Origin of the sequence: Chitinophaga sp. (assembly GCF_019236475.1) — a bacterium.
Classification (GTDB): Bacteria; Bacteroidota; Bacteroidia; order Chitinophagales; family Chitinophagaceae; genus Chitinophaga.
In genome coordinates, this window is the sequence record NZ_JAFAIX010000004.1 from 225,129 (window position 1) to 246,669 (window position 21,541).

A 21,541-nucleotide genomic window follows, 5' to 3' on the forward strand; every position below is an offset into this window, starting at 1 on the left:
TCGAATGAATGTTTATGAGAACCCTATTTTTTTAATTTGCCACCGCACTGCAATAAACCCATAGTATAAACAATATTTGCAGCGGTACCCGGAACCATAAATAACGTAACCCATTGCCACCAGTGGTCCCCTTCTGGTAGTCGATCGACTGCATTGCTGCGTAGATATTCGCAGGTAATACCGCTACGAAGAAAATAATCAAGCAAATACCGGCCATATGTCGTAATGATGGAATTAATAATCCAATGCCCCCCAAGATCTCTAGAATACCCGTTAATGCTACCATGAACTTTTTGTAAGGGATAGAGGGCGGCATCATCATTTCCATACCTTTTGAAAACGCAAAATGTGCACTGGCGGTGAAAAATAGCATAATAGCCATGGCTATGCGGCCGGCAAAGGCCCATTCATAACTGTGATGTAATAGTAACAGCACTAACAGCGCTAACACAAAACTACCAATCAATACAATAAGTGGTTTCATATCTAAGGGTTTCTATGGTGCTCAAAGATAACTGATTTGTACCTGCAGTGATAAATCGTAACTTAAAAACAATAGGCTTGTACTGGCGATCAGCACCATTATTAAACCCCAACTATGCCATTTTCCAGATTGGAGCGCACCATCCGCGGGCTGCAACAACTGGCATCCAGGAAACGGGGAGTCAATTTCCTGGAAGTAAGACCAGAAGCAGTCATTATTAAACCTCCCTGTGATTCCAGAACTTTCGTACTGGTGTCCTGGTTAGTACTGTGTCTAATACCTTTATCCTATTTGGTATACATATCAGCTTATGGATTTGATAGTTGGGGAGCGCCTGTATTATTATTGTTGATTTGCTTGTTTATCTGGAGAGATCTATTGCTACTCACAGAAGGACAACAACATGTGACGATCAATTTCCAAGCACGACAGTTCGAGTTCTACAGAATGCACACTTTTGCTGGTGGAAGACCCCGTTACTATAATATTGATTTTAATGAAGTACAGGAAGTAATCCTTACAGCAGCTCCCGTGACGGGAAATGCACGACTACAGCGGATTGTTTTAATAGGTAAAGCAGGGCAGGAGCTGGCGTTTTTTGATCTGAGGAAAGATCAGTTTAGTAACTATACCGCGGGCAAACTTCGTTTACTCTTCTCCGTTATCATATATACATATCATTGAATGAAATCCTTCCAAAAAATAGGTGCATTGCATATACAAGCAAGCATTATTTTTCTACTTTCAGTACTATATGAATTTTACGTTATGATTGACCCGTGAGCATGCTTTTCTTTTCAACCTGAATTATTTTCGCTCTCTCGCAAACAAATATTAGCCTATATGAAAACAGTTTGTAGCCTTTTGCTATCCATGTTACTATGCTGCTTCGTTTCTATTAACGTGTACGCTCAAACGACGCAAGCTGCTATTGCCGGTACCGTATCAGATAATGCCAAACAATTGATTCCTGGCGCATCTGTGCTGATTCGGAATGAATCCACCGGTTTTACCACCAGAACAATCACCAATGCCAAAGGCGAATTTAACTTTAAAGAATTACCATTAGGAGGCCCTTATACCATCACTATTTCTTCTGTAGGGTATGGCGCTGAAAAATTAACCGGATATAGCCTCAATCAGGGTGATCTGGTGCGCGTTAGCGTTGTGCTGCAATCTTCATCTGTAAACATGAGTGAAGTAAAAGTAACGGCCTCCGGATTGAAAAATAAAACGGAAAACTTTGGCGCCGCTACTACTGTTACCAGTCGCGATATTGCTAGGCTACCCGTAAACGGACGTAACTTTTCTTCCTTGGTAGATTTATCACCACTGAGCAGTGGATCTAACTTGGCTGGTCAATTGGGGTCTTCTACCAATATCACCATCGATGGTACTTCCGCTAAGAACCCTACTTCCAGCAGTGGCACCAACGCCAGGATTGGCGGACCTTACGCGTTATCGATGGAGGCTATCCGCGAATTCAAAGTGGTGACCAACCAATACGATGTTACTTACGGTCGTAGTGGTGGCGGTACCATCAGCGCGGTAACAAAAGCAGGTACTAACGAATTTGGCGGTAGCGTGTTTACGTATATGCGTAACGATTGGTTGTCCAGTCGATTTGATATCCGCGGTGTACCACGTGTAAACGACTTCTCTACTTATCAATATGGCGCCACTTTATCTGGCCCTATCATCAAAGATAAATTGCATTTCTTCGTAGCTTGGGATCATCAGTCAGATGCACGCCCATTGCAGATTGCAGATATTCAGTCCGATGCAGACATCAAGCGACTCAATGTAACGCCGTCTACCTTAAATTCATTTCTGGATATTGCCCGCGCAAAATACGGTGTGAGCAATGGACCTCAATTCGGTTCCTTTAACAAGAAAAGAGCCACCGACGCCGCTTTTGCACGTATCGATTGGCAGATCAATGAAAAGAACCTCTTGACAATCCGCGACAACTACATCAATGATCGCGCGCCACTAGGCCGTGATGATAATACTTCCATCAACTTGTACGAAGTATACGCGGATGCCCATGCAGTGAACAATAGTATCCTGGCCACGCTGCGGACGGTTGTCTCTCCAAAATTTACCAATGAACTTAAATTCCAACACCTGTATACCTTCGAGAAAAGCTCGCCTGGTAGCCAGTTGCCGGCTGCTAATATTCCCCGCGCAATTGTGGAAAGAGTGGAATCTAAAGTAGATAACAATTCTCTCTATACAAATATTCAACTCGGAGGACAACGTTATTCCCCAGAACACTTTTACAACAATGTTTTTCAACTGGTAGATAACGTGTACTACAGTACGAATAAAGCCAACTTCACTTTCGGTACGGATATCATGTACAGTCATATGAATTCGCTGTACGGTAGTGAAATGAATGGCCGCTTCTACTTCACCGGTATGGATAACTTCAATAACCTGACGCCTTATCGTTATGCCCGCGAAGTAGCGCTGGCCGACGATCCAAGCGTTAACCAGAATATTGTGAGTGCAGCATTATATGCGCAGATGCAAACCAAACTGGCCAAAGGTTTTGAAATGATCGCTGGGCTGCGTGCTGATTATACCACCTATCTCAATAAACCTAATTTCAATCAAACCGTTTACGATGCGCTTGGACTGCGTACAGATCGTGGTTTGAATACCTTCCAGTTGCAACCACGACTCCAATTCAACTGGGATATCCAGGAGAAACATACGGATTACCTGCGCTTCGGTGCTGCCATCTTTGGGTCAGACATCAACAACTATGCAATGATCAACAACATGTTGTTTGATGGTACCAAAGTGTTGACCGTGGACGTACAAGGCGCCGCAGTACCTAAACCTGACTTCGTGTCTTACAGACAAAACCCCGCTTCCGCTCCAGGCAAAGAAATGTTTGAGAAGTATGGCCTGCCAAAACTCGGTACCATCAATTTGAATGGTAAAGACGCGAGAATTCCGGTAGTCTACAAAGCCAATATTTCCTATAGTCACTTCTTTACAGAACGCCTGAAAGCTGGCCTGACCTTCTTTACCACCATCGCGCGTCATAACTACATGTACGTAGATCGTAACATGGTGGACCAGCCGTTCTTTACACTGCCGAACGAAGCCAATAGAGGCGTGTATGTTCCGATCAATACCATCAACGAAAAGAATGGTGCTACGGATTGGATGCAGGGGCGTAAATCAGATAAAGTGAGTCGCGTACTGGAGCTGAACAGTGAAGGTAAAGTGAACCAATTTGCAGTAGTGGCAGATGCTACCTACCGTTATTTCAGAGATGGGGAAGTATCCTTCAGCTATACCTGGAATGATGCGAAAGATAACACCTCTTACAATGGTGACGTCGCCAATACCGCTACCTTATCACTGATGGTAAAAGATGATCCTCGTGATCTGAGTAAAATGACTTACAGCGATAACCAATTCCGTCATAAAGTGGTATTTTACGGTACTGCACCTAGTTTCCTCGGCATAAATATTGGCGTAAGATATTCCGGTATAGGCGGTACACGTTATTCCTTGGCAGTGAGCGGCAACGTGAACGGCGACTTCGTCAACTCTAACGACCTCGCCTATATTTTTGATGTGAACAATCCGAATGTACCCGATAAAATCCGTCAAGGAATTCAGTCTATCCTGAATAATCCGTTGGTAGATTCCCGTTATAAGGACTATATCCGCAAAAGCATGGGTACTATTGCGGAGAGAAACGGTGGTGTGAATGGCTTCTACGGCTTCTGGGATGTACGTATTACCAAGAAGTTCAACTTCACACCAAAACAACGCTTGGAAATATCCTGCGATCTATTCAACGTGGCGAACCTCTTCAAGAAAGACTGGGGCACCAGCAAGAACTTAGGTAAACAGAACATTTACTCCTTGGGAGGTTTCGACAAAGCCAATACGTCTTATTTATACAACGTGAACGTGAACAGTGGAATCGTAACGCCAGGCGGAAACCCTTGGCAGATACAGTTGGGAGCGAGATACGAGTTTTAATTCTTCTAGCTGTTGTGCCTGCCGAGCGAGGCAGGCATGAATAAAAAAGGAAAAGATCGTGACGTTGCAGACGTCACGATCTTTTCCTTTTTTATTCAGCAATATTGGCAGAAGCCCACTGTTGTATATCCTGTTTACTGAGTGCAGCCGCCATCAGGTCAGGGAATTTATCCGGGCTACAGGCAAATACCGGCACGCCGAGGTCCGCCAGGAATTGCGCGTTTTCATGATCGTAGGAAGGCTTGCCATCATCGTTGAGGGCGAGTAGTACGATCAGTTGTACGCCAGCCGCCACCAATTCTGCCGCGCGTTTACGCATGTTTTCTGGATGGCCGCCTTCATAGAGGTCTGTGACCAATACCATTACCGTATCCGCCGGGCGACTGATTAATTGTTGACAGTAAGACAAGGCCAATTGAATATCCGTACCACCACCGAGCTGCACGCCAAACAGCAGGTCCACAGGGTCTTGTAGCTGTTCTGTCAGATCCGCAACCGCAGTATCGAATACTACCATTTTCGTTTGTAAGGCTGGCAAAGAGGCCATAACCGCTCCGAAGATCCCGGAATACACCACAGAGGTACCCATAGAGCCACTCTGATCCAGGCACAACACCACATCTTTCAACGCACTACGCTTACGCCCATACCCAATGCGGGTTTCAGGAATAATGGTTTTATATTCCGCCTGATAATGTTTCAAGTTTCTGCGTATAGTCAGCGGCCAGTTGATTTCATTATGTCGAGGGCGAAGGTTTCTTGCACTTCTGTTCAGCGCGCCGGTAACGGCTTGCTGCATGGGCTGCGACAGTTTCCGCATCAATTCATCCACTACTTTCTGCACCACCATTCTCGCCGTAGCTTTGGTTTTTTCAGGAATCACCCTGCTCAGCGACAGGAGCGTAGCTACCAGGTGCACATCTGCTTCCGCATTTTCCAGCATCTCCTTTTCCATTAACAGTTGTGTCAGGTTCAGTCTTTTCAGTGCATCCTGTTGCATCACCTTCACCACAGAAGAAGGGAAGAAGGTACGAATATCTCCTAGCCAGCGGTTTACATTGGGAGAGGACGCTCCCAGTCCACCTTGGCGATTACTATCGTATAGTGCTTCCAGTGTCTGATCTATGCGTAGCTCATTTTCTGCGAGTTTGCATCCTGTACCATCGTGTTGATTGCCGCCAAGAATCAGGCGCCATCTTTTCAGTTCCTTTTCGTTACTCATGGATTACTTGATTTACTGTTTGACCATAGCCTAACAACTGCATGATGACAGGGATGCCTAGTTGTCCGCGTGTATCCTCCGTGCCTGCGAGTGCTTTATTGCTGGTAGATACATTATCACCTTTTTTGATTTTCTCCCCGATCTGGCGGCGCTCTGGACTGGAGAAGGCCGCAAAGGTGCGTCGGAGTAACGGTAACAATTGTATGAAGATGTCGTCTCCCAAATCATTGACCCAGTTCTGCAATAGGTGCAATAAGGTATTATCCACCAGTAGGAGGGAACCGCTGCCTCTAAGAAACCCTTCTAGCCAAGCTGCTGCATCGGCAGGATTGTTTCCTACGGACATGGCTACACTAAAAGTTGTGACCAATTCTTCATTGCCCAATACCCGCGCATCGCTGAGCAGCCTGGTCGCATAGCCAGCCAAGGATCTGGCGGCATGGGTATTCCGACAAATAATATGTAGCGCATGCTGCCAGGATGCGGTAATCTCTTCCTGCTGGAGGGTCTGTATAGCGTCGTTCATGTTGTACAGTTGGTCCAGCATAACGGAGGCAGCATCTTCTGCAACCCCAGTACAAGCGGGTGGCAACTGTATACAGATCCTGGTGATCATACTTTCTAGGATGGCCAGTACCATCCCTGCATCTGTTTTACGTACGTTACCATAGCGGGTAATAGCGACCAATGGCGGTAATACTTCAATCAACTGCAAAACGTCGCTGCTGGCGGCGGCCATATTATTGACACGGTTGATCAGCATATCCGTGGCTTCCGGTAATTCCGCTGGGATGGTGTCTTCCAATAACCGACAAACCTCACGAATAGTATTACTACGTGTAGCCATATCCGTTACATAACTAGCGGCAGCGGTAGCGACAGTGTTTCCCCAGCAGCTTTTATCGATGATGTCGACAGCCAGTTCTGGCGCCCACTGCAATCTCCACTGTTCGCGGAAGGTGCCTTTACCATCCGCGCGGTGTTGCTCGCCCCAGTTGATATCCAGCAGGTGCAGGCGATGTAGGAATATGCTACGCTGCAAATCATTTGGCTGACGAAGATCCAGTTGATAGTCCTTGAAATCAGCGGTAGCCTGCAAGCGCAGTTTTTTCTGTTGCTTTTCAATATCAGCTTGCAACGGTGCTTTCGGCACATCTTCCGGTACGCTACCGATGCGATTACTGATGATCAGTTCTTTTTCTATCAGTTGCATCGGAATTGTATCACCGTTGCATAGGATCGCGATGGTGGCTTCATTGAGTTCATCCAGTGCGGGTGCGGGCAACTGGCGCATAGCGGCCAACGCATTGCTGAGGCGTACTGCTTCCAATACATGTGCAGTGGAGATATCCATTTGTTTCTCGCGGAAAAGTCTGGCTACATTGGTGAGCCAGCGGGTGCCATCATCGGTAGGATGTTCCCATTTATGTTGGTACCATCCGGGTGATTTGATGCCGGCGCGGTATCCACTTTGAAAGCTGAGCCGATGAAATGTCCAGGGTGTCCAGCTACAGGCAACTTTCACTTTAGGAAGGCCTTTCAGTAGTTCATTGTCTACTTTGGCAGCCGGCATATCCTGTAATGCCGGGGCATGCCATGCGCCGCAGATAACGGCAATCTCAGGATACATTTCCTTTTCTGCCTGGCGGATCATTTTACGCATCCAGGCTTCGCGGAGTTCATTGCGCTCATCTTTATGTGCAGCGAGCTCTTGCCGCAGGGTTTGCATGGCTTCCATGATAGCTTCAAATACCTGCTCATTTTGTTGGCGATATTCGAACATGTGGTCCCACCAAGCTTCGCCATCCGTATAGCCGTCTGCGGTAGCGAGCAAAGCGATCGGATCGAAGGTCTCTGGCGCTTCTTCGGGAACAGCAGCGGCATTATTCAGGGTAGGATCTGTTTCGGCGGTAGTTTGATCTGTTTCAGCAGCGGCTTGTTGTTTTTCCTTATCCAGTGCGAAAACATGTATCAGTGGTAGATCCATGAACCGTACAGGGATACGGTGTTCCCGGGCATAGGAGATCGCCTGCCATTCTGGGGAATAGGCCGCAAAAGGATAGAAGGCGCTATGATGGGGCGCATCTGGCTCGTACGCCAAGATGGCGATGGGCGGTTGCAATTGTTCATTGCCTACCCATTCCAGGAGGCTATCTGCTTCCGGAGGGCCTTCTACCAGTATAATGTCGGGCTTCAGTTCTTCCAGGCGGGCCCGCACGTTACGTGCGGAGCCGGGGCCATGGTGCCTGATACCCATGATATGTGTAGCCATTGGGCAATCAGTTTAGGGTTATATGCCGAGGTCGCGGCAGGCACGGTAAATATCTTTCCAGTCTTCTCTTGGTTTCACTACTGTTTCCAGGTATTCCTGCCATACTAGTTTATCCTGCACAGGATCTTTAATCACTGCGCCAATGATGCCTGCTGCCAAATCATCTGCTTTCAGTTGGCCATCACCGAAGTAGGCTGCCAATGCCAGACCGTTGTTGACAACAGAGATCGCCTCTGCGGTGCTGAGTGTACCGGTAGGGGATTTAACTTTCGTTTTACCATCGGTGGTGATACCGCTGCGCAATTCTCTGAAGATGGTAACAATGCGGCGGATTTCCTGTAATGCTGGCTTTTCTGCTGGCAGTTCCATTACTTTTTCAAAGCTTTCCACTCTTCTTTTAACGATATCAATTTCTTCTTGCTCTGAAGTAGGTACCGGCAGAATAACGGTATTGAACCTACGTTTTAAAGCGCTGGAAAGATCATTCACGCCTTTGTCGCGGTTATTGGCGGTAGCGATGATATTAAAGCCCCTAGTGGCTTGTACGGATGTATTCAACTCTGGAATAGGCAATGATTTTTCAGAGAGAATCGTAATCAGGGTATCTTGTACATCGGCGCCGATTCTTGTCAGCTCTTCGATGCGGGCAATCTTACCATCGCGCATGGCACGCATTACAGGTGTTTCAACAATGGCATTAGGGCTAGGGCCTTCGGCCAGGAGGCGGGCATAGTTCCAGCCATAGCGGATACTTTCTTCACTGGTACCGGCAGTACCCTGTACAATCATGGTAGAATCTCCACTGATAGCGGCTGCCAGGTGTTCGCTTACCCAGCTTTTGGCCGTGCCTGGGAGGCCGTACAAGAGCAGCGCTCTGTCGGTAGCCAGTGTGGCTACTGCTATCTCCATCAACCGACGATTACCAATGTATTTAGGACTTACTTCAAAACCATTTTTCAGGGTACCGCCCACCAGGTAGGTCACAACAGATTGTGGGGACATTACCCAGTTATGCGGGCGTTTGTCGTTATCTTGTTTTTTAAGCTCTTCCAGTTCTGTGGCATAAAGGATTTCAGCATGCTGACGAAGAATAGTAGACATATAAATGAGTTTTTATTGTTGAGTGGTGATTTGAAATTGTTGAAGTATAGTTGCTTTGCAACGGATGAGCTCAAAGAGTTTATCTCTCAGGTTTTTCCATGCTTGTTGATTATAGAGGATATCGCCGAAGTAGGATTTCTCATCTACCTCTAAAATGGCTACCGGCAACAGATGCGCCAGCTCCAAGAAAAAGTTCATGTTATAGCTGTAAGGGTGCATGGCCACAAAGCGAAACACTTGTCCGGTGAAGGTGAGTCCCCACTCTTCTTTGGCGGCTCCCATGCGCAAAATAACACTACTGCCTTCTTTCTCTACAAATCGCAGGGCATAGGCTTCCAATACTTTTGCTGGTGCATGGTGAAATACATCCGGATAGAAAGTGTTTGTATTTTCCAGTATCGCGATGATCCATGCTTCTTCTTCAAAGCGAATGGCGGCTGTTAGCAGCGATTCTTCAAAACCGGCGGCAGTGAGCCATTGCAGACAGGTAGGCATATCCTCTTCCAGGTAAGTGGTAAAAAAGGAGCATGGAACATGTGCGACCAGTTGTTGGAGCTGGTAGGTTTCGTCCGTCATTTTAATGGCAGAAGGAGGGAGTTTATCTATGCCGGACTGATATACTTCCGCTGGCAGGGGTAACGTCAGGTCACTGGTAATAAGCTGTCCATTTACAGCTTGTATTGCTGTTTTGATCAGTTGCCAATAGGTTTGTACGATATCGCTTAGCGGAAGTCTGCGCAACAGTTTCCATGCTTTCTCTTTTACTTTCAAACTTTTTTCCGTCGTAGCTTCTTGTAGCCAGGCTATATCTGCTGCGGATAATCCGGTACGGAGACAGTCCATCAATTCCGCTTTGGTAGCGGCATTTTCCTGCTTCCATGTATCGATGAGTAGTTGGCGGCCTTCTTCTGGATGGGTTTCCCGCACTTTTGTCAGCACCTCACAACGTTGCGGTAAAGTTCCGGTGGTCCATGCATCTTCGGCGATGCTGGCGGTATCTGTGGGGAGCATGGCGTGCCAGTCGGCATTCAGGTTGGCGAGCCATTGTCCTCTGTTGCCATAGCAGGCTATCAGCGGTTCCCGGAGTTTCCTATTGCCTTTGGCTTCTTCCAGGAGGGTGGGTAATACCCTGGCTGGTACGATGCATCCTGCGTTGGCACAGTGTTCCATCCAATAGCGGGTGAGGGCGATGGAACCATGTGTGAGTGCCTGTGTGAGTGGGGGCACTGCATCAGGATGGCAGTAAGGTTTTGTTTCAGGGAGACACGCAGTCATCGTTGCTTCCGGCAGTACAATAGGCATCATACCTGCCTGACGAAAATTGAGGAGCAATGCGCCTGTTTTCAATAGTACCTCTTCTCGGTCATTTTCATTATCCTGTCGGATATGCAGGAGGGCATCGTAGAGGGCAGCAGTGGTTTGCAGCTCAGGCAATGCCTGTCTACCAGTACCCAATAGGGCTGTATTGATAAGTTGTTGCCAGCTTTCCATCAGCTATAAAGATTAATGATTAAAGCAATTGATAATGTTGATGATCCCAAACGCCGAGTGGCTCATACTGTTGCATACTGCCGGTGATGGCCATTGTCATGGGTTGGCCGCCGGTTACTGCCAGTAACTTCCATAGTTTGTTGAAGCCAGGTTTCAGGAGCATCAGGTTATTTTGATGATCGGCGAGGTACCAGCGGTCTTGAAATTGTACTGGTAAGAGTTGCTCTACGATGTATAATTGATCCGGGAATACCGGCAGTTCCTGACTGATAGCTGTTTGTGCATGTACTACCTCCATCCAAGAAGGCATGGCTTTCGCATGCATCGGCGACCAGGTTTGCTTATGCTCTTTTATCACCGCTCGCAGGGGATGAGCTGAAGGATACCAGGCCAATTCCCCTTTGATAGCGGTACCTGGCGAAAGGGTTAACACAGGTGTGGTGACCTGTTTGGTATAGAACTGCAATATGAGCGCAGTACGATGGGTACTTTCTCCGTATAGCCAGTACCGTTCGGTAGTCAGTTTATCTTGCTCAGACACTTGTTTTCCTAGGATCAACCAGTTGTCCTGTACACCGGGCAATGATCGCAAATAATCCTGGCTAATGGTGAATCCGCAAAGCTGGCGGATATCTTCCTGCAAGGGCTCTGGCAGTTGTTCCAGGTGATTATATCCTTCTGCTGTCACGTATAGGCGTAACAGTTGATGCATGAAATCCTGCTGCCATCCATCTGTGAAAAAGCTGGTTTCGCCGAGGTTACGTACCATGGCGGCGAGGCCAGGGGCTTGGGCATCTATCAAACGGCGACTGGTATTATCCCAGTAGGCACTCTTTTTTTCTGGTAGTTGTAGTAAGCCATTGCGAATCATGTCTTTCATCCATTTGTGCAGATCAGCAATGCCTTCACTGACTTTGGATTCACGAGCGGCCGTATTTTTCCTGGCAGTCACGTTGCCGGAAGCAATGGCCGCTTCCACCTTTTCCGCTTTCTTCTCTGCCGTAGACAGGCGTTTTGAAAGCCATTCGTTTACCCATTCCGGTGAGGACTCCTGAGGGATGGCTTGGGGTTGTCGGGAATAGATCAGTAATAGTCCCAGCCCATGTTTGCAAGGGAATTTTCTACTGGGACAGCTACATTTAAAAGCCAGTTGCTGCAGATCCACCTGGGTTTGATAAGGCTTGGAACCACTGCCTTTACAAGCGCCCCAGAGGGCCGTTTCACTGCGGCCTGTGCTCACCCATTTCTGTAAATTGGCCAGGTCCCGGCCGGATTTCCGGGAGGCATCATCGGGCGCAGATGCCAATACCTGTTCTTCCGTCATACTAATGGGCATAAGTGATAGAATATTGAGATTAGGTTATTTGTTGGACAAATGTCGGACTTCACTGCGCATTGTATATGTTAAATGAAAAATATTTTTCACTTAGGCGCGGAAAAATTGCTTCGGATGTAATAAGGTATGGTAGCTGGTTTGGAGAGATGAAAAGTGATATTTATTTTATCTAGTTATAAAATATATTTGTAAATATTGAAATCTGTTCTCATCTTTGCATCGTTAAAAAATTAAATCAAACAATCGTGATCCGCTATCAATACATATCAAAACAACTGATGGTCCTCTGGGGAGGCAATCATGGTGGCGGGGCATGTTATACGCTGAATTAGACTAATTATAAATCGTATTATAACAAGGCCTTCGCAGTGTACGCGAAGGCTTTTTTTTATACCATGATGTACAGCCTTTTTGATTTACATGCAATTATAATACTACTGCCAGGTGGCGGCAAACCTGCCGTGTGCCTAAGTTTGAGTAGTATATATAACGTTAATAGATATACGGAGTGATGATATATTCTTCAAGAATATAGCAGCGCCCTCCGTCACTACGGGGGGCTTTTTTGTATAAGGGGAATGGTGTCTCCCTAAAATAATATGCAGGTTCGATTCCTGCCTTATACACGAAGCAAGACGAGGATACAGTCTTAGGTCAGGGATTCAAAAATCCCGGCAGTACAGTGGCCGTAGCTGATTGTATACTGCTGTAGTCTGCGCTTGTTTTCAACAGGTTCGATTCCTGAAACAGATATTGAAAATCTGTTGCTGGTAGCCTAGGTGATACTTGTCATATCACGCTTAGCATCTACAAGGCTCATAATCTTGTAAAAACGAAGAACGCCACTTCGTAAAAAAATCGGTGAACACAGGCATACAGGCATATATGTAGTTGTATTATCAAAAGGATAAACAACAATCGGTGCCCTGCCAGCAGTTGTTGCCGCAACGGTAACTGATGGTCATATCATACAGCTCTTCCGCCCTGTACTGATATACGCAGTAAGACGGCCGCTACGACTCCGCAATGTAAAGATGCATCCGTCTGTTGCTTGTGAATTGTTGAACCCCATAAAAATCAATTATAAAAAATGAAAAGGATTGTAGTAGCCAGACATCAAGTAGGTCTGGTACTGAGAAATGGAGATTACAAACGTACAGTAGGTCCTGGTACCTACTGGTTCTTCAGCAATGAAAATGTGGTCATCTATGATGTTAACCAGACCTTCGTCGCGCCAGCAAAAATCCCTGTAGCTACTTTACTGGAAGATCCTGATTTCCTGGCGAGAGTCCAGGTATTGAAAGTGAAAGAGAATGAAGTAGCCATTATGTTGGAAGACGACGTTATCCTGGGTGCTTTGTCTGCCGGTATCCACGTGTTCTGGAAAAGCTTGCGTAACCTGCAGTTTATCCGTCAGGATATTAGCTCTTCCGAGATGATCAGGCACCTGGGCCGCGACATTCTGCATCACAAAGCATTGGCACACCTGTTTTGTACCTACATGGTGGATCATCATGAGAAAGCCGTGCTATTGGTGGATGGCCAATTTGAAGCCGTGTTGAGCGGTGGCGTATATACTTTCTGGAATAACAATTCTATTATTGAAATCAGGAAAGTGGATATGCGCATGAAGCATTTGGAAATCAGTGGGCAGGAGATGTTGACCAGCGATAAAGCCACCTTGCGTATGAATGCGCAGGCATGGTACAAAGTGACAGAAATTGATAAAGCCCTGTTGCTCAACCGCGAAGCGGAAAAGCAATTATATGTACAGGTGCAGATGGGATTGAGAGAATACATAGGTACGTTGACGTTTGATGAACTTTTGGAAAAGAAAGGAGATATTGGTCGCTTTGTACTGGAACAGTCCGCTGCCGGCGCAGCCGCACTGGGTATTCAATTGCTAGGATTTGGGGTGAAAGATATTATCCTCCCTGGCGATGTGAAAGAGATCATGAATCAAGTGCTGGTAGCGGAGAAGAAAGCGCAAGCGCAGATTATTATGAGAAGAGAGGAGACAGCCAGTACACGCAGCCTGTTGAATACCGCCAGATTGATGGAAGAGAATCCCATGCTCTACAAATTGAAGGAAATGGAATATGTGGAACGTATTGCAGAGAAAGTAGGACATATCTCCATCGGTAATGGCAGCGCATTTCCGGAACAAATGAAACAGTTGTTTGCCGTTAAATAAACAAATAGCAAGTCTGATTGTAATTAGATAGCAGTGCCAACAGATCGGCACTGCTTTTTTGTTACATGTCGCCGAATATGATAATTATCAGTGGGAAATAAATCAAGGATAGGTAAATTTGTTCTACCGGTAGAAACAATCAAGTTGCATGTGACTATTTATTTTACACACTAAAAAGCAATGACAATGGAACAATTGTTTAATGGAAAAGTAGCGCTCGTAACTGGCGCTGGATCAGGGATTGGAGAGAAAGTAGCTATGCTGTACGCAGCAGGTGGCGCTAAAGTAATTGTGAGTGATGTAAATGACCTGCATGGCGAACAAACCGTATCCGATATTAGGAAGAGTGGAGGAGAGGCCGCTTATGTAAAATGTGATGTAGGCAATCCGGAGGACTGCCGCATGCTAGTGGAAAAGACCATTGAACACTACGGTCGATTAGATATTGCTTGCAACAATGCTGGTATTGGGGGAGAAGCAAAATTCACCGCGGATTATTCCGTTGAAACGTATCAGAAAGTAATTGCCATTAACCTCAATGGCGTATTTTATTGTATGAAATACCAGTTGCCCGCTATGTTGAAAAATGGTGGTGGCGCAATAGTGAATATGGCCTCCATATTAGGGGTAGTAGGCACGCCTACCGCAGCCGCCTATGTAGCGGCCAAACATGGCGTTATTGGACTCACAGAAACCGCAGCAGCAGAATATTCCGCCAAAGGCATCCGAGTAAATGCCGTATGCCCCGGATATATCAATACCCCTTTGCTGGATGCAATGGATGCCAATACCAAAGCCGCATTGGTGGGAATGCATCCCATCGGGCGATTAGGGAAGCCTGAAGAAGTGGCCGAACTCGTCATCTGGCTCAGTTCTGACAAAGCCTCCTTCGTAACTGGTAGCAAATACCTTATAGATGGCGCCTATACCGCAGTCTGACCCAAACGTTGGATACAAGTAATTAAAGAAGATTTATCAAAAGGTGATGTTGGGCAGTCATGCATCAATATCGCCCAAAGGGAATGTCGCAAAACGCTGCTGTCTGTTGTCCCTGCCCGCAGGGCAGGGACAACGAAAAAATAAAAACTGAAATGGACGTCGACAGACGTCCATTTCAGTTTTTCGATACAGCTTTTTTATGCTGAATATTCGGAAATTTAGTATTTTAGCGTAGATTTTTTCCTTAATAACTATACGAATCCCAACCCGAATGCAAAATTTGTTTCCCATGGAAGTTAACCGCATAAAATCGTTTTTCTTTCCAGACCCCCAGAGTAAAAGGTATGTTACTCTTACCTATATTACTATTTCATTACTAGCATTGCTGGCAGTGGGCGTTACTTTCGTCTGGTTTCAAGTGCCGGATATTATTCCCATTCATTTCTCGCTAGGAGGCAAGCCCGATGTATATGGTAGCAAAAAGCATTTATGGGAACTGATGCTAGTGCCCTTCATTATATTCATCGTTATCTCCGCCATCCTGCAAAGTAATCTCATCAAAAAGACCTTTCGACATACCTACCCAGATGGTAGCCCCAATGAAAGATCCTACACAGAAGAAAGCAAACTGACACTATATATCCTGCGCGTTGGCGTAGTGCTGATATTCTGCGCTGTTACTGCTACTGCTTACTTCCAAAGTATCTGATCCCCCTGTCCCTTCTCTTTTTAATGCAAACGGTTTCCCTGCAAGCGTTTTAGGCCGCTAAAACGTGTTAGTATCTCGCTTTTTACGCAAAGGTTATGTGAATATAGTATCTGAATTTATTAATAAAATATCATCTATTATCTAGTATTTTCTATTGCTTTGTGATAGTACTGCAAACGATTGCAATAAAAGCAGCGAGCGTAGTATTTGTAACAACCAAAATGCGATATTACCCATTAACGGCGACCTATACACGTTAATGCGTAAGTAGAAGTTAGATAAATAGTAGCACTAACGACCCTTGTAGAAGAGGAACAATGAAACGGTTCTGTATTTTTTAACCACGTTTTGTACATCTGGCAGAAAGCGACTGTAGATAGATTAGCAGCATTGTACCGAATGTAATACCACGTATTTGAAATGGAATAACAAATTCCGTTAATGACTCCTTATTGTCCTGTATGCACAGCATTAACAGTCACGCAACCAGTTGGCGTCACTGAAGGGCATGCTGTTGCCATCCGCCAAATAAAAATTGCTATACCAACGTATAAACGGATCGTCCTGCCGTAAACTTTTCGCAAAACCAAAAGCTAAATCAGCATTCCATGATTAAATCGCTATGCAAACATGCTTACGTGTTGCTACTACTTGCGCCTCTACCGGCTGCCGCCGGGAATAAGGCCCACAAGTATGGCAGCATTCCTTCCCATCTTACGCCACCTATCCATTATGGTGTATCACGGGAACGAATACACGAAGACTTTTCTGTACTGAATAAGGAAATTAAAGGCCTTGTGACAGATTCCTCCGGTACGCCCATTCCTGGCGTCACCATCGTGGTGAAAAATAAAACTTCTACAGGTACGGTGACGGACATCAACGGTAGATATATTCTCGTAGTGCCAGATAACGCTACCATCGTATTTTCTATGATGGGATTCGAAGCCCGTGAAGTACTGGTGACCACACAATCCACCATCAATATGGTGATGAAACCAGCTACCAACACGCTCGGAGAAACAGTGGTAGTGGCCTATGGCACCCAAAAGAAAAAAGAAGTAGTAGGCTCCGTGACCTCTATTAATGTGGCAGATCTGAAAGTGCCCTCCAGTAACCTTACCACTGCCCTCGCGGGAAGAGCCGCAGGACTCATCGCCTTCCAACGCAGCGGCGAACCAGGCGCAGATAATGCCGACTTCTTCGTCCGCGGTGTAACCACTTTTGGCTATAAGAAAGATCCACTGATCTTAATCGATGGGGTGGAACTCTCCACAGAAGACCTGGCCCGCTTACGCCCGGATGATATCGAGAGTTTTTCCATCATGAAAGATGCAACGTCTACTGCTTTATATGGCGCCCGCGGCGCAAACGGAGTGATTCTCGTCACTACCAGGCATGGTAAAGAAGGCCCGGCAAAAGTAAATATCCGCGTAGAAAACTCTTTCTCACAAGCTACTAAGAATCTGCAATTCGCTGATCCGGTTACCTATATGAAATTAGGAAATGAAGCGGTGAAAACCCGCAACCCTAAGATTAACGAACCTTATAGCGAAGATAAAATTCGTGGTACCATCGCCGGTGAAGATCCGCTGCTATACCCAGCAAACGATTGGCAGCAACAACTGATGAAGAACTGGGCTACCAATCAACGCGCTAACCTAAACGTGAGCGGTGGAGGGAATATCGCGCGCTATTTTGTGTCGGGTTCCTATACGAATGATAACGGGGTATTAAAAGTAGACCAACAGAATAACTTCAATAGCAATGTAAAAATCAAACGTTATACCATCCGTGCCAATGTGGACGTGGATCTCACCAAATCTACTTTATTAACGGTGCGTACTTCGGGCAACTTCGATGATTATAAAGGTCCGATAGGTAGTGGCGCTACGACCGGCGGCGCTTGGATGTACCGCATGATCATGCATGCCAACCCAGTGCGATTCCCCGCTTATTATCCTAAAGATTCCGCGCATGAATACGTGAATCACATCCTCTTTGGCAACAATAACCAGGATGGCTCCCTCTATGTCAATCCTTATGCTGCGCTGATGATGGGGTATAAAGAGGAATCGAGGTCATTTATGTCGGCCCAAATGGAGCTGAAACAAAAGCTGGACGGCATTATCCCAGGTCTCTCTTTCCGTACCATGGTGAACGTGAACCGTACGTCCAACTTCTATGTATGGCGATACTATAATCCGTTCTTCTATATGGCTACCGGTTATAATTCGTATGATAAATCGTACCAACTGGTACCCCTAAACGAAAGCACTGGTACGGAATACCTGAACTTTGTCAATAACATTCCAGATATGAAGAAAGTGAACGCAGTCTTCTACTGGGAATCTTCTCTCAGCTACGGTCACTCTTTTGGCAAACATAATGTCAATGGGATGTTGATTAATATCATGCGTAGCACGGCCAACCCATCCGGTGAAACGCTGATGGCTACACTGCCCGGCAGAAACTCCGGTATATCCGGTCGCGTTACCTATAACTACGATAGCCGCTATTTTGGTGAATTTAACTTTGGCTATAATGGTTCGGAGCGTTTCTATAAAACGAACCGCTTCGGCTTCTTTCCATCCGCAGGCGTGGCCTGGACGATCTCCAACGAAAATTTCTTCAAATCCAGTAATGTCGCCCATTTCATTACGAACCTGAAACTGAGATCTACTTACGGGCTAGTAGGTAATGATGCCATTGGTAAAGAGGATGAACGCTTCTTCTATCTTTCTACTACTAACCCTAACGATGCTACGAAAGGTGCTTACTTCGGAACAGACAGGATCTACTATCAGCCTGGTTATTCTGTAAGTCGGTATTCCAACCCAGATATTACCTGGGAGAAATCCTATCAGGCCAATGCAGCGATAGAATTGAGTATCAAAGATAAACTGAACTTCACCGGGGAAGTATACAAATACCGCCGCACGAATATCCTCATGGGTAGAACCTATATCCCATCTACTATGGGATTGACGAATACGCCTAAAGCCAATATTGGCGAAGCGGAAAGCAAAGGGGTCGACTTATCCCTGGATTACAACCAACACTATAAAAATAGCTGGTTCCAGGTGATGGCCAATTTCACGTATGCGCGAGGTATCTATACGAAGTTTGAAGAACCGGAATACTTACCGAATGAGTCCTACCGATACCGCGTAGGGAAGCCTATCACGGCGCAATTCGGACTGCTGGCGGAAAGATTATTTGTGGATGATAAGGAAGCCATGAATGCGCCAAAACAAAATTTCGGTCCATATGCAGGCGGCGATCTCAAATACCTGGATGTAAACGGCGATGGCCAGATTACAGATGCGGATATGGTGAATATAGGTTATCCTACTACGCCTGAAATCGTGTATGGCTTTGGGTTTTCGGCGGGTTATAAAAACTGGGACCTCTCTGCGTTCTTCCAAGGGGTAGGCCGCGAGTCCTTCTGGATCGATGCGGATTCTACTGCGCCTTTTGTCAATGAAACACAATTGCTGAAAGCCTATGCGGATAACCACTGGTCTGAAGAAAACCAAGATGTATATGCGCTTTGGCCTCGCCTTAGCAATACTATGATGCAGAATAATACCCAGCGTAGTACCTGGTGGATGCGCAACGGCGCGTTCTTGCGACTTAAACAATTGGAACTCGGTTACACGCTTCCAAAATCCGTTCAGAAACGTTTGCACACGTCTACCTTCAGAATCTACGCCAATGCTACCAATCTCTTCTGCTTGTCGAAGTTCGATCTATGGGATGTGGAGATGGGAGGCAATGGGTTGAAATATCCTGTCCAACGGGTGTTTAACATAGGATTCAACCTCACTTTTAACTAGGCTAAACGAAGACAGATGAAACTAAAGAAATCCTTATTATATATCGTGATGGCGGGACTGATAGGTTCTGGGATGAGTGCCTGCAAAAAATACCTGGACGTAATTCCGGATAACGTGGCAACGATTGAAAATGCTTTCGCTATGCGCAAGGAGGCAGAGAAATACCTATTCACTTGCTATAGCTACCTGCCGTCTCACGGGACCATCAATGGTAATGTGGCGTTGGCTGCGGGAGACGAATGGTCCTTGATCTGGCCATTTGTATCCAGCGCTGCACAGCCGCAAGGCTACAACATCGCACAAGGCTTGCAAAATATGAATGAGCCTTATGTGAATTTTTGGGATGGCGCCACAGGTGCTAAAAGTATGTTCCAGGCATTGCGCGACTGCAATATCTTCTTGGAGAATATCAACCGGGTACCGGATATGGACCCTAGTGAAAAAGCCCGCTGGACGGGGGAAGTGAAATTCCTGAAAGCATATTATCACTTCTACCTATTACGCCTATACGGCCCCATTCCCTTGATTAAAAAGAATCTCCCTATAGACGCTACTTCTGAACAAACAAAGGTATACCGAGAGCCGGTGGATTCCTGCTTTAATTATATCGTACAACTGCTGGATGAGGCTACGCCTGCGTTACCAGAAATCCTCAGCAATCTGGCCGCTGAACAAGGACGTATTACACAACCTATTGCCATGGCGATGAAAGCTAAAGTGCTGGTGTATGCGGCTTCTCCACTCTTCAATGGAAATTCCGATTTCGCAGGTTTCATGGATAACCGTAAAACGCCACTGTTCAGTCCTCAGAAGGATGATAGCAAATGGCAGAAAGCGGCGGATGCCTGTAAAGCAGCCATCGATCTGTGTCATTCCCAGGGCATGAAACTGTATGTCTACACGCAGAATGTGGCGTCTAATTACTTGTCGACGCAACAGTACACGGAGATGAGTATACGTAATGCCATCTGCGATAGGTGGAATACCGAACAGATATGGGCCAATCCGAACAGTATGGTGAATGATTTGCAGGTAAACAGTATTCCACGCGGACTAGATCCACAATACAGCGATAACACCTCGCCTAAAGGGCAACTGGCGCCGCCTATCCGTATCGTAGAGATGTTCTACTCTAAAAACGGCGTACCGATTAATGAAGATAAAACCTATCCTTATAGCACCCGCTATAACCTGCGTACGGCTGTTACTGCGGAGAAAACAGACTTCGAAGATGGTTATGTTACTGCGGTGTTGAACTTCGATAGGGAACCGCGATTCTACGCTAATCTTGGTTTTGACGGCGGTAAATGGTACGGACAGGGAAAATATGATGAGAAAGGAACGATCTTAAGTGTGAAAGCCAAGAAAGGACAAGCCGCTTCTCAACAAGTACAATTTGCTTACTCTACTACTGGTTACTGGATTAAAAAATATGTACACTTCCAAGATGTGATTGGCGCCTCTTCTACACTCACCATTCAGCAGTATCCTTGGCCGGAATTCCGCTTGGCAGACCTGTACCTATTATATGCAGAAGCCCTGAACGAAGTCACTGGCCCTACTGGTGAAGCGCTGGACTATATCAACAAAGTGCGTGGACGTGCTGGTTTGCCTACCGTAGAAACAGCCTGGACGAACTTCTCCAACAACCCGGCTAAGTTCCAAACCAAGGAAGGATTCAGAAGTATTGTTCACCAAGAGCGGAACATTGAAATGGCGTTTGAAGGACAACGTTTCTATGATATCCGCCGCTGGAAAGAAGCGCCGCAGATCATGAACGGACCTATCTCTGGATGGGACATTCAGCAGTCGGCCCCGGAGTCCTACTACAAAGTAAAACCGATTTACTTCCAGACCTTCAGCCTGAAGGATTACTTCTGGCCAATCCGGGACAAGAACCTCACCATTAACCGCAATCTTGTTCAAAATCCAGGATGGTAAAA

At 46.2% G+C, this 21,541-nt stretch carries 13 protein-coding genes; 7 read left to right on the forward strand and 6 right to left on the reverse strand.

What is annotated here, in order from left to right; genetic code table 11:
* Positions 1-31: 31 nt before the first annotated feature.
* Positions 32-484, reverse strand: a complete 453-nt coding sequence (locus JO154_RS05035; RefSeq protein ID WP_291942498.1) for a hypothetical protein — start codon at positions 482-484, stop codon at positions 32-34.
* 114 nt (positions 485-598) lie between these two features.
* On the opposite strand from JO154_RS05035, the gene JO154_RS05040 reads away from it, so the two are divergent.
* Complete coding sequence (locus tag JO154_RS05040; protein WP_291942501.1) at positions 599-1,168, forward strand: hypothetical protein; 570 nt, start codon at positions 599-601, stop codon at positions 1,166-1,168.
* A gap of 159 nt (positions 1,169-1,327) precedes the next feature.
* Complete coding sequence (locus JO154_RS05045) at positions 1,328-4,495, forward strand: carboxypeptidase regulatory-like domain-containing protein (protein ID WP_291942502.1); 3,168 nt, start codon at positions 1,328-1,330, stop codon at positions 4,493-4,495.
* Positions 4,496-4,586: 91 nt separating this feature from the next.
* Here JO154_RS05045 and JO154_RS05050 read toward each other — a convergent pair whose 3' ends face one another.
* From JO154_RS05050 to JO154_RS05070, 5 genes are read right to left on the reverse strand one after another with little or no spacing between them, the layout of a single operon-like run.
* Positions 4,587-5,717 carry a VWA domain-containing protein gene (locus JO154_RS05050; RefSeq protein ID WP_291942504.1) on the reverse strand — a complete coding sequence of 377 codons (1,131 nt, stop codon included), beginning with the start codon at positions 5,715-5,717 and terminating at the stop codon, positions 4,587-4,589.
* Positions 5,710-7,989, reverse strand: coding sequence for a DUF5682 family protein (locus JO154_RS05055; protein ID WP_291942505.1), 2,280 nt, complete (start codon positions 7,987-7,989; stop codon positions 5,710-5,712). The genes JO154_RS05050 and JO154_RS05055 overlap by 8 nt, the downstream gene beginning before the upstream one ends.
* A gap of 18 nt (positions 7,990-8,007) precedes the next feature.
* Entirely contained in the window at positions 8,008-9,090 is a 1,083-nt protein-coding gene (locus JO154_RS05060; protein ID WP_291942506.1) for an AAA family ATPase, read from the reverse strand.
* Positions 9,091-9,102: 12 nt separating this feature from the next.
* The gene (locus JO154_RS05065; RefSeq protein ID WP_291942508.1) at positions 9,103-10,581 is read right to left on the reverse strand and encodes a DUF5691 domain-containing protein; all 1,479 of its coding nucleotides are present in this window, start codon (positions 10,579-10,581) and stop codon (positions 9,103-9,105) included.
* 19 nt (positions 10,582-10,600) lie between these two features.
* Complete coding sequence (locus tag JO154_RS05070) at positions 10,601-11,917, reverse strand: SWIM zinc finger family protein (RefSeq protein WP_291942510.1); 1,317 nt, start codon at positions 11,915-11,917, stop codon at positions 10,601-10,603.
* 1,090 nt (positions 11,918-13,007) lie between these two features.
* Between JO154_RS05070 and JO154_RS05075 the strand changes: the two genes are divergently transcribed.
* The 5 genes from JO154_RS05075 to JO154_RS05095 all read left to right on the forward strand — a co-directional run bounded on the left by JO154_RS05075 (position 13,008) and on the right by JO154_RS05095 (position 21,539).
* The gene (locus tag JO154_RS05075; protein WP_291942511.1) at positions 13,008-14,111 is read left to right on the forward strand and encodes a slipin family protein; all 1,104 of its coding nucleotides are present in this window, start codon (positions 13,008-13,010) and stop codon (positions 14,109-14,111) included.
* 186 nt (positions 14,112-14,297) lie between these two features.
* Positions 14,298-15,050 (forward strand): glucose 1-dehydrogenase, encoded by a 753-nt coding sequence (locus JO154_RS05080; protein ID WP_291942512.1) that lies wholly within the window; start codon positions 14,298-14,300, stop codon positions 15,048-15,050.
* Between the two features lie 289 nt (positions 15,051-15,339).
* On the forward strand, positions 15,340-15,759 hold the full coding sequence (locus JO154_RS05085) for a DUF1648 domain-containing protein (RefSeq protein ID WP_291942516.1): 420 nt from the start codon (positions 15,340-15,342) through the stop codon (positions 15,757-15,759).
* 608 nt (positions 15,760-16,367) lie between these two features.
* On the forward strand, positions 16,368-19,598 hold the full coding sequence (locus JO154_RS05090; RefSeq protein ID WP_291942517.1) for a TonB-dependent receptor: 3,231 nt from the start codon (positions 16,368-16,370) through the stop codon (positions 19,596-19,598).
* Between the two features lie 15 nt (positions 19,599-19,613).
* Positions 19,614-21,539 (forward strand): RagB/SusD family nutrient uptake outer membrane protein, encoded by a 1,926-nt coding sequence (locus JO154_RS05095; RefSeq protein WP_291942518.1) that lies wholly within the window; start codon positions 19,614-19,616, stop codon positions 21,537-21,539.
* The last annotated feature ends 2 nt before the right edge of the window (positions 21,540-21,541 follow it).